Here is a 14,463-nt window from a genome sequence, read left to right as displayed (position 1 = left end):
TTTTTCACTTCTTATCTTATCCGTATTGGATATTATTGCGGATTATTTTCCTGCTGTTTTCTCGGGTGCTTGCTCAGTACGTCATCGATAATGCCATACTCTTTAGCTTCGTCAGCAGTCATCCAGTAGTCACGATCAGAGTCCTTTTCTACCTTCTTAACGGGCTGGCCGCAATGGGTAGCAATGATTTCGTTCAGCTCTTTCTTCAGCTTAACGAACTCGCGGGCTGTGATTTCGATATCGGATGTTTGTCCTTCTGCGCCACCATGAGGCTGGTGGATCATTACTCTTGCATGTTTAAGAGCAGTACGCTTGCCTTTAGCGCCGGCTACCAGCAATACAGCGCCGAAAGAGGCTGCCATACCGGTACAGATAGTGGCCACATCAGGAGCGATGATCTGCATGGTGTCATAAATGCCTAAACCTGCATAAACGCTACCACCGGGGCTGTTGATATACATCTGTATATCTCTTGTACGGTCTGTAGATTCCAGGAACAGCATCTGTGCTGTAACGATATTCGCTACATAGTCATTCACGGGATCTCCCATGAAAATGATACGGTCCATCATCAGACGGGAGAATACGTCCATGATAGCCATGTTCATCGGGCGTTCCTCGATGATGTTTGGTGTCAGGGCGTTAATCTGATGACGCGTATAACTATCTACTACCAGGCTGCTGATCCCTCTATGCTGGATGGCATACTTCCTGAATTCGTTATTAATGTTCATGATGGTGATGTTTATTAGGTAATTTAGCAAATTCTTCGGCGGTAATTTCCTCTTGCTTTACATTTACCTTATTTTCTGCCCAGTCAAACAGTTTCTGAGTCACCATTTCACGGTAAGTCTGATCTACGAATTTCTCATCCTGCAGCAGGCGCTCCAGGTAACTATCCAGCCAGTCTGCTCCATCTGTAGCGGCAGCGCCACCAAAATAGCCCATAACTTTCTGTTTGGCGTTCTCTTTCAGTTCATCAAAAGAAACGTCCAGTTTATTTTCGCGGATCAGTTTATCGCTGATGAGTGTCCAGCGTAACTGATGATCAAAACCAGGATATTCTTTGTCAGCTTCTTCGGCAGTTTTTGGTTTTTCTCCGCCGGATTGCAGCCAACGTTTCAGAAAATCTTTGGGCAGTTCTATAGGCGTTTCGTGAACCAGCACTTCGAACAGTTCGTTATGCAGATGGTTACGGCTTTCGGAATCCCAGTATTTTTCTATTTCTGATTGCAGTTTTTCACGGAAAGCTGCTTCTGTAGTAATGTTGTCAGCAGGATAGATCTCTTTGAAGAACTCTTCGTTCAGTTCTCTCTTTTCAATTAACCCTACTTTGGTAATACTGAGTTTGAAGTATTTCTTCGCTGCTTCAGCGTCGTTTTCTTCAAAGCCCAGGTCTTTCAATACCCATCCCAGTTTATCGCCGTCAAAAGACGTAGCCAGCTGGAATACGATAGAATCACCTACTTTCTTGCCCATCAGTTGTGCCTGGATAGGAGCAGAGAAATATTTTAACAGTAGAGAGTTATCTTTTTCGATACCACCTTCTGTTACATTACCCTTTGCATCGCTTTCCTCAAACTCTACGTTCAGCACATTTTCTTCAGTAGTAATAGTTTCAGGCTCGCTCATTTTACCGCCCTTCATCTGTAAACGCTCAACTTCTTCGTTGACCATTTCAGGGGTGGCTTTTATTTTATAGCGGGTCAGTGTGGTTTTTCCTTCTTCAAGGGGAGTGATATTGAAAGCCGGTTTCAGGCCTACTTCGAAACCGAAGTCATAGTCAGCAGGCTGGAACTGGTCAAATTTTACGCTTTCACGATCAAGTGGAAGGGGTTGTGCGAAGATCTCCAGTTTTTCGTTCTGCAGGTAGCCGGTCAACTCTTTTTCTACAGTCTTCAGTATTTCGTCTGCAAAAATGGCCTGTCCATGCATCTTCTTCACCATTCCTACAGGCACCATGCCTTTACGGAATCCGGGTATATTGGCGGTCTTGCTGAGTTGCTTTACTGCTTTGTCAAAATTCGGAAGATAATCTTCCTGGCTCACTTTCACAGTGATCTTATCATTCAATAAACCGATGTTTTCTCTGGTAACGGTTGCCATAATTGTTTAAATAAATGTTCTTGTATGAAGCAATAATAATTCCTTGTTTTGAATTTCTGCCATGAAGTCACAAAGGCACGAAGGAATGGCAGCTATGTGGGAGTTACTTGGTGACTTAGCGCCTTAATGGCAAAGTTCGATGTAAGCTGTAGTTAAAACACTGAATGCAGAAGGCTTCATCTAATTATGTGTATAGCATTTTAAATTCAGCGTTCTGCATTCAGCATTTTGTGCGGGTGGAGGGACTCGAACCCGCATACCGTGAGGCACCAGATCCTAAGTCTGGCGTGTCTACCAATTTCACCACACCCGCGATCCTATTTATAAGAGCTGCTTAATCAGTACTTAAACATACCGAAAAAGGTCTGCAAAGGTACTGTATTTTATGGATTAAAAAAATGTGCTTCCGGATTTATTATATCTCCGCAGGCTTTAGTAATGCGGATAATTGCGCTGAAAAGGCAGTAGTATAGGCCCCGTGCGGGTCCAGCGCAGGGTCCAGGATCGTAATATTGATCCCCTTAAAAAAAGGAGAAGCCAGCAACGGTTGTAATGTCTGCTTTAATTCCTGGTATGACAAACCGTCTTCCTGGGGAGAATCCACACAAGGCATGATCTCATTGTTCAGGACGTCCACGTCCAGATGGATCCAGAACCCGTCCAGGTCATTTTGCCCGATCATTGTGAGAAAATCCGCCGTAATCCGGCCAATTCCCTGTTCACGGATAGCGGGCAGGTCGTAATAACGGATACTGCTGCCTTTAATAACCGCTACGTAATCCTCGTCCAGCTCCCGGTTGCCATAGGAGAAAACATGCTCCTCTGCTATATAAGGTCCCTGTTTGTCTATGTCCGAAAGAATGGCAGGCCCATTACCGGTGACCAGCGCCAGGTCCATACCTGCCGCTCCGGCAGTGCCGGAATGTTCCGGCAACATATAGTCCGTATGTCCGTCTATGGAAAACAGCCCGTACCGGCCCCCGGTGTTTTTAAGTCCCAGGGTATTACCCAGTAAAATGCTGCAATCCCCACCTATGACCACGGGGATCATACCCTGTTCTACCGCTTCCTGCACATGAGCGGCCAATGTCCGGCTGTAGTCCGCAATCGTTACTGCATTCCGGATCTTACTTTCGGCATGAATATCCATACTATACGGGGGAGCCGGGACCTGGATGATTTGGGTAATACCGGTATTATCGGCGAAGCCGGTTTTCCGGAGCGCTTCCGGGAATAGCCTCACACCTGGCTCTGTACCAGGTTGTAATGATTTTAAACCCAGGTTGGAGGGGGCTTCTATGATGACTAAGTTGTGCATAAGATCTGGTTTGGGTATAGCAGATATTATAAAGGTAAATTTTCTGAGGATGGCTAAAAAGGCCAGTTAAAAATACCATTCAATAAGGTCCGTTAACCCCGGGTTTGTAAATAAGCGTCTAATAAAGCCTAAATGTTCCTGTAAACGCTTTATAACTGGTAACAGACTACTATATAACCCCTATATAAGCCGTATCTATATAAGTATAGCTTATATACAGCTTATATACAGGTTGTATAGGGCTTATATAGGGGTTATATATGCTAATGGGCAGAATATCAATAGGTTATTAGTGCTTACTAATATTTCAATGCTTTTTTACTACTGATTAGCAATAAATTAAAATATATGGAAAATTATTATAGCAGGAAATAGTAAAAAGTTCAATGTTGATATTAGTCTAATTGTTGCCTGCCTGGTCTGTACCTGAAAAACAAAAATACATTGAGTATTATTACCAGAGAGGCCCCGGCACATACCGCGGTCCAATGCCCCATGTTCCACAACAATAGTCCCAGAGCAGAGCCACTGGCGCCACCTATAAAGGTAGAAGTCATAAAGACGGTATTGAACCGGTTCCTGGCTTCAGGCATTATAGAATAGATAATCGTCTGATTGGTCACCTGTACCGACTGATGCCCTACATCCAGCAGTACAATCCCTGCCAGCAGGAGGAAAATCCCGCTGCCTGTAAAGTAGAAGGCAGCAAAGCTGATCAGCTCACATATCAGTCCGATTAATATATTCTTCCCGGGATCACGGCCATCGCTGATCCTGCCAATCAGAGGGGCCGCTAAAGCGCCTGCCGCTCCGGCAAGACCAAACAGGCCTATCTCAGCCGATTTATACCCGAAAGGGGGCAGTGTCAGAAACAGCACCATCGTTACCCAAAAGGCACTCACTACGGCGAAAGACAAGGCATTTATCAGCGCTGCCAGTCGCAACGCCGGCTGGGTCTTTACATAATGGGCTATGGATGCCATCAGTTCCTTATAATTACCGCTGAAAGTAGGGGTACTCTTTGGGAAACGCCACCACATTACTCCCAGTAACATGGTGCAGATACCCGCTGCAATCAGGTACATTTCCCGCCATCCGTACAAACTGCCTACAGCGCCGCTCAATGAACGGGAGGCCAGTATACCTACCAGTAGTCCGGCCATAATGGAACCTATCACACTGCCTCTTTTATGGGCAGGTGCCATACTGGCTGCCAGTGGCAGGATAAGCTGGGGAACGATAGAGGAAACCCCTATCAGTACGCTGGCAATCTGTAATACAGGAAAGCTTGGCGCCTTTGCAGACAGCAACAGGGCCAGGATGGTGATAAATGTGGAGAATAATATTTGTTTCCGGCGTTCCAGGATATCGCCCAGAGGTACAAGTAGTAATAAGCCTATGGCATAACCGATCTGTGTGAAGTAAGCAACCCTTCCGGCGGCACTCTCCCGGATGCCAAAATCCCTGGCCATTAAAACGATCAGCGGCTGGCAATAATAAATATTGGCTACCATTAATCCTGCGCAGGCCGCCATAATAATGATATCTGCTTTCCCTAAATACTGTTGGTCCATTTCTCTTGGTTTACGTAACTGCGCAAAAGTAGGGAAATGTCAGGGCCTTAGCATATCAATGGCACCGTTAGCGAGGAATGATGCACCATAAGCGATACAATCTTCATTAAAAAGTACACGTGGATGATGGAGGAAATAACCGGCATTATCAGGGTGCTGCGCTCCGAGGAAATAAAACATGGAGGGTACCTTCCGGGAGTAATGTGCAAAGTCTTCTCCTGCCAGGATGGCTTCCGTTTCAATCACATTCGTATCCCCGAATACCTGTTGCAGGCTATGCTGTAAACTGCTGTGTACCTGTTTATCATTGATCACACTTGGCAGATCATAATACAGATCAAATTTGATCTCCGCATCAAAGGCAGTCATCAACCCCTCTGCAATCTTTTCAATACGCCGGATGATCTCCCTGTAAACATCCAGGTTAAGCGAGCGGATAGTGCCTTCAATAACAACCCTGTCGGCAATCACATTGGGTGCTACACCGCCATTTATTTTTGTAAAGGAAAGTACGGCCGTCTCGGTAGGGGCCGTATGCCGGGACACGATCATCTGCGCAGATTGTATCAGTTGAGCGGCAATCACCACAGCATCCACGCCCAGCTGAGGAGTAGCGCCGGCATGCGTGGCCTTGCCCAGCACTTCTATTGTAAAGAATCCTGTACAGGCCAGTGCCGGCCCCAGGGCATAAGAGATTTTGCCCACAGGCATCAGTGGATGGACATGCACTCCCAGGGCCGATTTCACATCATCCAGGTAACCTGCTTCCACTATTTTATGGGCGCCTGTTTTACTTTCAGGATCGCCATTGGGCCCTTCTTCAGAAGGCTGGAAAAGTAATTTTACCGTTCCTTCAAAAGGGATATCTTTTAACAGTGCAGCTGCTCCTATGAGCATAGACGTATGCAGGTCATGACCGCAGGCATGCATCTTACCACTGTTGGCAGAGCTGAAAGGCAGGCCGGTTTCCTCTTCTATGGGTAATGCGTCCATATCGGCCCGTATCGCTACAGACGGTCCATGACCTTTGGTGATTGTACCTATTACCCCAGTGCCGGCAACATCTGCCACGTAGGGAATGCCAAGTGCGTCCAGCTCCCTGCGGACGAGCTGTGAGGTATGTATTTCCTGGTAACCTAATTCCGGTTGGGTATGAATCTGTCTTCTGATACTGATGAGCCGATCTGTAAGTTGCCTATCCATTTTAATGCAGGATTTTGCATTAAGATAAGCGGTTTTTACGATATTCTCTTGGTGAACAACGGTAACGCTTTCTAAAAACGGCCGTGAAATAATTGGCGCCGCTATAGCCGGTATTAAGGCTGATATCCTTTATGCTCAGTGAAGTTTGCAGTAATAGTCCTGCTGCTTTCTTCATTCTCAAATGTTCAATATATCCCCTTGGTGATGTCCCCAGTAATTCCTTAAAAGCCCTTTCAAAAGTATTGATATGCATTCCTGCATGTTTACTCAGTTCAGCAATACTGAGCGACTGATGATAATGATTCTGGATGTATACACATACCTGCCGTAGTTTCTTCGCGAGGTCCCCGTTCTGCAGGTATTTGGGCGTAAGCGCATTGAAGTAAAAGGTGAGCAGCTCGTTCAGTTTTTCCTGAATGAATACCTTCCTTTCCGGGCCTTCTGCAGGGCAGTGCCTGAGCTCATTCAGTACTTTCAGATCACAGTTATCCATGCGGATAGCAGGTAACATAGTCCCCCTGCGTGCCTGTTTTAACTGTTGCTGGTAGATGTCTTCAAAGGAAGGATGCCGGGTGATAAACCTGCTGAAGAAGGCAGGAGAGAAGGAGATGCAGATCATTTCATAATTCCCCGTTTTTAAATCTGCAATGTTCTGAGACTGAGAAGGGATATAATATACCCCATACTCTTTTTCTATCAGCATTAACTTTCCCTGCCCCTGTAAACGGCATGGTACATTGCCTTTCAGGATGCAGTACATGACCAGCATAGGATGTACGGCAGACGGGCGTAGCCGTACTCTTTCCTTAATAAAGCATTGTTGCCAGCTGATAGCCCATTCCGGGTCCCTTATTTCCTGTGTAATGTAGCTGCCAAAGGGCGCTTCCACATATTTGGTCTCAGCCGGAACAGCAATCCTGTATTGACGGTAATGGTCGGGCAGTTGCGTGGAAACTTTTATATGAGTATGCATTTTTGCAGGTATCCCAAATTGCAGTGCAGAGGGATATTGACTGGAGATCATATTATTCACATATTTAGCCGGTTAAACTGTAAGCCTGATTCTGGTTTTTGTAAGTAGCGTATATGCAATTTATATCGCAGGACTGCGATGGTACTACCTATTGTTAAAATAACACTTAATCATATTTGAGTGACCAGAGAGAAGATGTAAAGCATTGTACCCTGCAGCTGTTATACGGTATACAGTTGTGCCAGGTTCCATAAAGAGGGCTATGTAAGGTGAACGTTATCAGGAAATTATAATAACTTAGTTGAATTATCATACCCCATAAACATTTCTTGCAATGACTACACAACAAATCGCCACAAAGCTGGCTGCATTTTGTGCTAAAGGTGAATTCGAGAAAGCACAAAAAGAATTATATGCAGAGGATGTAGTAAGCATTGAACCGTTTGCGACTCCTGCATTTGAAAAGGAAACAAAAGGTTTGGCCGCCGTTAATGAAAAGATCAGGCAATTCATGTCTATGGTAGAAGAAGTATTTGCGGTGAAAGTGTCTGAACCGATTGTCGCAGGAAACTCATTCGCGTTCACCATGGACATGGACGTTAGGATGAAAGGGCGGGACCGTGAAACGATGTCTGAAGTTTGTGTGTATGTAACAAAAGATGGAAAGGTGATTTCAGAGCAATTCTTTTTCTAAAATGCTCATAGTATCTCCTGATACCATAAAGAGGTTCTGACCGGCTCTTGAACAGGATTATCTTACGTTTATCCTACGTCTTTTAACGTAGGATAAACGTAAGATAATCCTGTTTGGAAGTTTACCAATTGCTCTTCTATTCCTTTTTTCATTGTGATAACCGTTCATGTAAGGAATCCTCTCAATACCGGCTATTTTCTTAATTTACGTCTTCCGTATTTAAATCTGTTAATAGCTTATGAAACACTTTTTCCTCCTCGCTTTCTCTCTACTGATAATAGGAAAGATACAAGCCCAGCAAACTCAGAAACCACCTTTACATGGTAAGAACTGGATGGCTGTTACGGGCAAGCCCCTGGCTGCTACTGCCGGTGCCATGATCTTCCAGAAAGGAGGCAATGCAATTGATGCAGCCTGTGCTATGCTGGCAGCTACCTGCACCATGTGGGATGTACTCAGTTGGGGAGGAGAGACCCAGGCGCTCATCTACAATCCTAAAACAGGAAAAGTAATAGCTATTAATGCTTTGGGAGTAGCGCCCACCGGTGCTACCGTAGATTTCTTCAAAGGCAAAGGATATAATTTTCCGCCTGAATACGGACCGCTGGCGGCTGTTACGCCAGGTACACCGGGAGGTCTTTGTTACATACTGGCGGAATACGGTACTCTCAGTTTAAAAGAAGTACTGGCGCCCGCAATGGAGATGGCCGCCGGTTATCCTATAGAAGCACAAACAGCCAACAGTATAGAAAATAATAAGCAACGTATTAAGGAATGGCCTTACAGCAAGGCTGTATTCCTTACACATCCGGGAGAGAAGAGAGAAGCACCGGAAGCAGGAGAGATCTTTGTGCAGAAAGAATTACTGGCTACATTAACCAAAATGGTAGAAGCAGAGCAGAATGCACTTCGCAATAAGAAAAGCCGGAAAGAAGCTATCATGGCCGCATATGACCGTTTCTACAAAGGGGATATTGCAAAGGAATTTGTACGTGGCTGCCAGGAACAGGGAGGTTTGATTACCTTAAATGATCTGGCTAAATGGAAGCCTCTGGAAGAAGAACCCCTACATGTTAACTATAAAGGAATAGAAGTATACAAGTTACAATCCTGGACACAGGGGCCTATGTTATTGCAAAGTCTCAACATCCTGGAAAACCTTGATCTGAAAGGAATGGGATATAACAGTACACGTTATATCCATACGCTGTACCAGACAATGAATCTTACTTTTGCAGATCGTGATTTTTATTATGGTGATCCTTACTTCACAACTAAAATACCAATCACGGGATTACTCAGTAAAGCGTATGCAAAAGAAAGAGCAAAACAGATCAATCCTGACAGGAATGATCCTGAAGCTGCTCCCGGAGATCCTTATCCTTACGAAGGAAAATCAAATCCATTTGTACAACTACTGCAACAAAGAAAATCATACACAGATACTACGAATAAAAAGCAGGGTGGATTTTTGCCAAAGCATGATGCTGCCACTTTATTAAACAGACCTGTCACAGAAGATATGTTAGCTGTTAACTCAGACAGTTTATACATGGACCGCCTATGGCGTGGTACTACCAGCGTGGAAGCTGCTGACAAAGACGGCTGGGTAATCTCTATCACGCCCAGCGGTGGATGGACACCCGCATGCATCGCCGGACATACCGGTGTTGGTATGAGTCAGCGTCTTCAGAGTTTCGTGCTGGATTCTGCGTTATCCCCTTTCAATGTGATCGCTCCCGGTAAACGTCCAAGAGTAACGCTCACACCTTCATTGGCATTAAAAGACGGCAAACCTTTCCTCGCCTTTGGCGTACAGGGTGGGGATACCCAGGATCAAAACCTGTTACAGTTCTTCTTAAACATAGCTGAATTCGGAATGACAGTACAACAGGCCACTGAAGCAGCAAACATCAACACCAACCAGTTATGGTTATCACTGGGCGGTACGGCTATCAAAGACAGGCTACCGCATCCCGGCAGTATCCTGCTGAATAAAAATACACCAGACAGCGTAAGGACTTCTTTGAAAAATATGGGATATATCCCCACCTTTGGAGAACGTACCAGCGGCCCGATAAATGCAATTCTGATAGATACTAAACACGGTAGCTTATGGGGTGGCAGCAGTAATCACGGAGAAGATTACGGTATCGGCTGGTAAACAAAAGGATACCTTGAAAAATTTTAAAACAACCACCAATATGGAATTATTCGTAAAAATGGCCTTACAGGCATGGGACGTACAGATAAAAAGAACAGAAAAACTGATCAACAGCCTTAGCGATGAGCAACTGTTACAGGAAGTAGCCCCGGGCAGAAACAGGGGGATTTACCTGTTAGGGCATCTCATCGCCGTACACGATGCAATGCTGCCCTTATTCAGCCTGGGGGAAAAACTCTACCCTGAGTTGGAAGAACCCTTCATCAAAAATCCTGATAACGTTGATTTAGTAGTGACGTCCGTCAAAGATCTGCGTGAACGCTGGACTACTATCCACAGCAAGCTGTCTGAAGCATTCAATGCTATGAGCGCAGAACAATGGTTCCAGCGCCACAACACCATGACAGACGAAGATCTGCAAAGAGAACCACACCGTAATAAACTGAGTGTATTGATGAATCGTACCTCGCACGTTGCTTATCACCTGGGGCAGCTGATGTTTATCCGCCACGACTAAAGGGCATAAAAAAAGTCTCACATATTTTATGTGAGACTTTTACCAGTGGAGGATATCGGACTCGAACCGATCACCTCAAACATGCCATGCTTGCGCTCTACCAGATGAGCTAATCCCCCGGACGAGGTGCAAATTTAATTTTTTTCCTGTAATTGCAAGCATTTCCCTAAAAATCTTTGAAAATCTCCATGATCGTGTTTTTCAGCTCTGCCGCAATAAGGGGTTTCCTGAGTAGTTTAACCACCATGGGACTGGCATACGTGCGATTGATATCACCATAATCAAGAGAAGAGGAGACCATGATTACATGACATTGTGATTTTATCTTCTGAGGATAACTGTCAAATGCATCTAAAAAATCAAAGCCATCCATCTCCGGCATTTGTATATCCAGCAGCAACACGGTAGGAGGGATCCTGGGAAGGGCAATATTGGAAGACAGGAATTCCAATGCCTTATTCGCATTATTGAAAGCAAGCACAGTTCTGCTGATATGTTGTAGCGTAATCAGCTTCTCGTGCAGCAGAAGATCTACCTCATTATCATCAATCAGAATAACACGCAAATCAGGAATCGAAATCATTTCTATTGGGGATGCTTATTTCAAATTGTGTACCTTCTCCGTATTTGGATTCAACGTTAATCGTACCACCAATCTTATTCAGCGCTTCTTTCACAATATACAATCCTATACCACTGCCCGGTTTGTTATTGTTCTTGGAACGGAAGAACATCTTGAAGATGTTGTTCAGGTGTTCGCTCAATATACCAATACCGTTATCTACTATATACAGAGTGGCCTTATGTGGTTCTACTTTCACAGACAAATTCACTTTCGGATTGCTTTCATCCGGTTTCTGATACTTAACAGCGTTGGAGATAAGATTATTGAGGATAACGCTGATACGGAAAGTATCTCCTTTAAAATCTACCGGTTGTTCCACATTCACCTGGAACTCGATAGCTGTATTCTGATGCCGGAATGAACCAATACATTCCTGCAACAGGTGATTGAAATCTATTTTCTCGTATTCCACATCCAGCCGGGAATTACGATAGTATTCTATGATCTTCTGAATAAACCCGTCCAGCTTCAGTATACAAACCTCTATCATATTCAGGTAACCGTTCGGATCTTCCACAGAATTATCCAGGCGGCTGAGATTGATAATTCCCAGTACAGACATCAGCGGAGAACGAAGGTCATGGGAAGTGGAGTAGATGAAGCGGTTGAGCTCATCATTGATCTTCTCCAGCTCTATGATCTTTTCCTTCAGTTGCCTGCGTGTCTGGTATATTTCAAAAGCATTGTTGATGGTCTTGTGCAATTCATGCTCATCCCAGGGCTTCTTGATATAAGAATAAATATGCCCTTTGTTGATGGCATCAATGATGTCTTCCACATCAGTATATCCCGTCAGCAATATCCTCATAGGATCCGGCAGCGTTTCTTTTATCTCATTGAAGAATTCAACCCCGGTAGAAACAGGCATCTTCTGATCTGCAATGATGATGTGTACATCAATGCTTTTCAGCAGCTGTTTCCCTTCCTGAGCGGAATTAGCTGTGTAGATCTCATAACTTCTCCGGAATCCTGCTTTAAAAGCATTAAGGTTATGGATCTCGTCATCAATGTACAATATCCTGATACGGTTGTCTTTCATCCATTATGGTTTTATATCGCGGTATTGAGTGCTTTGGTAGATCGGGGAACATGTCATAACTGATATTATGGGCTTTATAAACCTGGAATAATGTTCATAGGTAAATATATAATAAATTCCGCACCTTCCCCGGGGCTGGATATGACGTTGATACGGCCATGGTGTTTTTCTATTATACTGAATACAATAGAAAGCCCAAGTCCGGTCCCTTCTCCCACGTCTTTGGTCGTAAAGAAAGGATCGAAGATCTTCTCTTTCACTTCCTGTGTCATGCCAGGGCCTGTATCTTTTATGCTGATAACGGCCTGCCCGTTCTCTTCCCTGGTAGTAATAGTTACAAATTCTTCGCGTCCGTCCGAATATGTTTTGATCGCGTTGAAGGCATTCGTGAGAATATTCATGAACACCTGGTTGATCTTACCCGCATAACATTCTATTTTGGGTAGTGTTGCATAATTACGGATAACGGTCACATTCTTGGGTATATTGGTGCGTAGCAATACCAGTGTGCTTTCCAGTCCTTCGTGAATATCCACTGACTTCAGGTCACTTTCATCCAGGCGACTGAAAGTCCTTAGCCCTGCTACAATTTCTGCGGTACGTGTTGCACCATCTTCTATACCTTTTATCAGGGAAGTGATCTCTTCGTGAATATAATCAATATCGATCTCTTGTCTGAAAAGTTTAATTGCCTGCAGGCCGGATTTGAAGTCGTCCTCATTTTCCAGCCGTTCATATTTGCCCAGCAAAGATTTAATATCCTCTATATCTAATTTTAAGGGCTTGATATTGGACGTTACAAAGTTGATAGGGTTATTGATCTCGTGGGCGATACCTGCCGTTAATTGACCCAGAGAGGCCATTTTCTCTTTTTCTACCAGTTGAGACTGTGCATCTTTCAGGCTCACAAGCGCCACGTTCAGTTGATCATTGGCCTGTTGCAACTGGTTGGTCCTTTCATTTACCTTGATTTCCAGGATCACGTTCTGTTCACGTACCAGTCTTTCATTTTCCTTGGAGACTTCGAGTGACTGTGCCTGCGACAGTTCTTTCTCCTGCCGGTAGATGTTGATCCGGTAGGCCAGTGCAAAGGACAGCAGGGTAACTTCGGCGGCTGACCCTACCTCCAAGGCGTAGTAGGTAATGTCATTATATGGCAGCACATTGAAGTTGCGCATTACAAAAATGATTACGCCGGTAAGGAAGATAGACCATGCCACCAGGAAGAATTTCGCCGGCATATAATTGGTCTTTGCCACCTTAAACCCTATATATATTGCCAGAAAAGACCCGGATAGTGCTACCAGTTCCACCCATATCTGCGCCACATAATAGTTATTGGCAAACATAGGGACCAGGCAGCCCAGGTAGGCAATGATCACAAAGCTGAGGAGTTTATGTCCCAGGGGGTATTTCTCCCGCGCATGCAGGAATGATTGTATAAAAAGAGCCGCCGTCAGACCGTTCAGGATAGGTATCAGCACCGTATCATGCATGGCCAGCCAGCTGTTGTTCGGGTAAAGGTAGCGGAATGCGTAACCATGCTGGGAGGCCTGGGTAAGGCCCACACAGATGATATAGGTTACATAAATCAGGTAGCTTCTGTCGCGTATTGAAAAGTAAATGAACAGGTTATACAGCGCCATTACCAGTACGATCCCGCAATAGATCCCGAATATCAGGTTCCTGAGTGCATTTTTGTTATCGATCAGTGTTTCCGGTCCCAGGAATACGGGTAACTGTGCCTGTTCACCTGCTTTGATCTTCAGGTAATAGGTCTTTGTTTCTCCGTATTTGAGCGGAAGGGGGAAAATATAGTTCTGATGATTGAAGATGCGGTACCTGAAAGGCTGGAATTCGCCCATCCTGGTTACTTTCCATGTGCCGTTTGGTAAGGGTTCGTATAAACTGATATCGTCGATAGTAGGATATTCTATTTCCAGCAGCAGGCGTTTTACGGACGTATTGTTGGTAACAGTGAACCTGGCCCAGTGCGTATAGGGAGTAATCTGCAGGTTGGGGACCTGCTCGTTCAGATTGATGAAAGTCTGATTAATAGCCTGCTGGAAAGTAAGCTGGTTGGTCTTATCTGTGTACAAATCCAGCCATTTACCCATCTGAAGCAGCTGGGTGCTGTCTGAATAAACGACGGGTACCGATGCCTGAGTATTATGAGTGAACAGCGTAACTGTAATAAGAAACGCAAAAAATGCACGTATAGACATTTGTTCCTTTTAATTAAAAAAGACA

12 protein-coding genes and 2 tRNA genes are annotated in these 14,463 nt (G+C 44.7%); 3 read left to right on the top strand and 11 right to left on the bottom strand.

Going from position 1 to position 14,463, the window contains the following annotated elements; all coding sequences use genetic code 11:
- Positions 1-32: 32 nt before the first annotated feature.
- The 7 genes from GO495_RS23680 to GO495_RS23650 form a co-directional block, all read right to left on the bottom strand.
- Complete coding sequence (locus tag GO495_RS23680) at positions 33-734, bottom strand: ATP-dependent Clp protease proteolytic subunit (protein ID WP_089782197.1); 702 nt, start codon at positions 732-734, stop codon at positions 33-35.
- Positions 724-2,106: a trigger factor gene (tig, locus tag GO495_RS23675; protein ID WP_157302385.1), complete on the bottom strand. Its 1,383-nt coding sequence runs from the start codon at positions 2,104-2,106 to the stop codon at positions 724-726. Before tig ends, GO495_RS23680 begins: the two co-directional genes overlap by 11 nt.
- 231 nt (positions 2,107-2,337) lie before the next feature.
- Positions 2,338-2,419, bottom strand: a tRNA-Leu gene (locus tag GO495_RS23670).
- A gap of 102 nt (positions 2,420-2,521) precedes the next feature.
- On the bottom strand, positions 2,522-3,424 hold the full coding sequence (locus GO495_RS23665) for an arginase family protein (RefSeq protein WP_157302384.1): 903 nt from the start codon (positions 3,422-3,424) through the stop codon (positions 2,522-2,524).
- A gap of 395 nt (positions 3,425-3,819) precedes the next feature.
- A complete protein-coding gene (locus tag GO495_RS23660) occupies positions 3,820-4,998 on the bottom strand; it encodes an MFS transporter (protein ID WP_205691315.1) in 1,179 nt (392 codons plus the stop codon).
- Between the two features lie 39 nt (positions 4,999-5,037).
- A complete protein-coding gene (locus GO495_RS23655) occupies positions 5,038-6,201 on the bottom strand; it encodes a M20 metallopeptidase family protein (protein ID WP_157302382.1) in 1,164 nt (387 codons plus the stop codon).
- A gap of 19 nt (positions 6,202-6,220) precedes the next feature.
- Positions 6,221-7,174, bottom strand: coding sequence for a helix-turn-helix domain-containing protein (locus GO495_RS23650; protein WP_157302380.1), 954 nt, complete (start codon positions 7,172-7,174; stop codon positions 6,221-6,223).
- A gap of 334 nt (positions 7,175-7,508) precedes the next feature.
- On the opposite strand from GO495_RS23650, the gene GO495_RS23645 reads away from it, so the two are divergent.
- The 3 genes from GO495_RS23645 to GO495_RS23635 all read left to right on the top strand — a co-directional run bounded on the left by GO495_RS23645 (position 7,509) and on the right by GO495_RS23635 (position 10,549).
- Positions 7,509-7,868 carry a nuclear transport factor 2 family protein gene (locus GO495_RS23645; RefSeq protein ID WP_157302378.1) on the top strand — a complete coding sequence of 120 codons (360 nt, stop codon included), beginning with the start codon at positions 7,509-7,511 and terminating at the stop codon, positions 7,866-7,868.
- Positions 7,869-8,106: 238 nt separating this feature from the next.
- Positions 8,107-10,032, top strand: a complete 1,926-nt coding sequence (locus GO495_RS23640; RefSeq protein ID WP_157302376.1) for a gamma-glutamyltransferase family protein — start codon at positions 8,107-8,109, stop codon at positions 10,030-10,032.
- Positions 9,989-10,549 (top strand): DinB family protein, encoded by a 561-nt coding sequence (locus tag GO495_RS23635; RefSeq protein ID WP_338075458.1) that lies wholly within the window; start codon positions 9,989-9,991, stop codon positions 10,547-10,549. The genes GO495_RS23640 and GO495_RS23635 overlap by 44 nt, the downstream gene beginning before the upstream one ends.
- 46 nt (positions 10,550-10,595) lie before the next feature.
- Here the strand turns inward: GO495_RS23635 and GO495_RS23630 are convergent.
- The 4 genes from GO495_RS23630 to GO495_RS23615 all read right to left on the bottom strand — a co-directional run bounded on the left by GO495_RS23630 (position 10,596) and on the right by GO495_RS23615 (position 14,438).
- Positions 10,596-10,668 (bottom strand) — tRNA-Ala (locus tag GO495_RS23630).
- Positions 10,669-10,715: 47 nt separating this feature from the next.
- Positions 10,716-11,132, bottom strand: a complete 417-nt coding sequence (locus tag GO495_RS23625) for a response regulator (protein WP_157302374.1) — start codon at positions 11,130-11,132, stop codon at positions 10,716-10,718.
- Complete coding sequence (locus GO495_RS23620; RefSeq protein ID WP_089782208.1) at positions 11,116-12,213, bottom strand: sensor histidine kinase; 1,098 nt, start codon at positions 12,211-12,213, stop codon at positions 11,116-11,118. The genes GO495_RS23625 and GO495_RS23620 overlap by 17 nt, the downstream gene beginning before the upstream one ends.
- Positions 12,214-12,287: 74 nt before the next feature.
- Positions 12,288-14,438 carry a sensor histidine kinase gene (locus GO495_RS23615; RefSeq protein WP_157302373.1) on the bottom strand — a complete coding sequence of 717 codons (2,151 nt, stop codon included), beginning with the start codon at positions 14,436-14,438 and terminating at the stop codon, positions 12,288-12,290.
- Between the last annotated feature and the right edge of the window lie 25 nt (positions 14,439-14,463).

The sequence above is a fragment of the Chitinophaga oryziterrae genome (assembly GCF_009758125.1).
In the GTDB taxonomy this organism is placed as follows: domain Bacteria; phylum Bacteroidota; class Bacteroidia; order Chitinophagales; family Chitinophagaceae; genus Chitinophaga; species Chitinophaga oryziterrae.
This window is presented reverse-complemented; position numbering and strand designations above follow the sequence as displayed.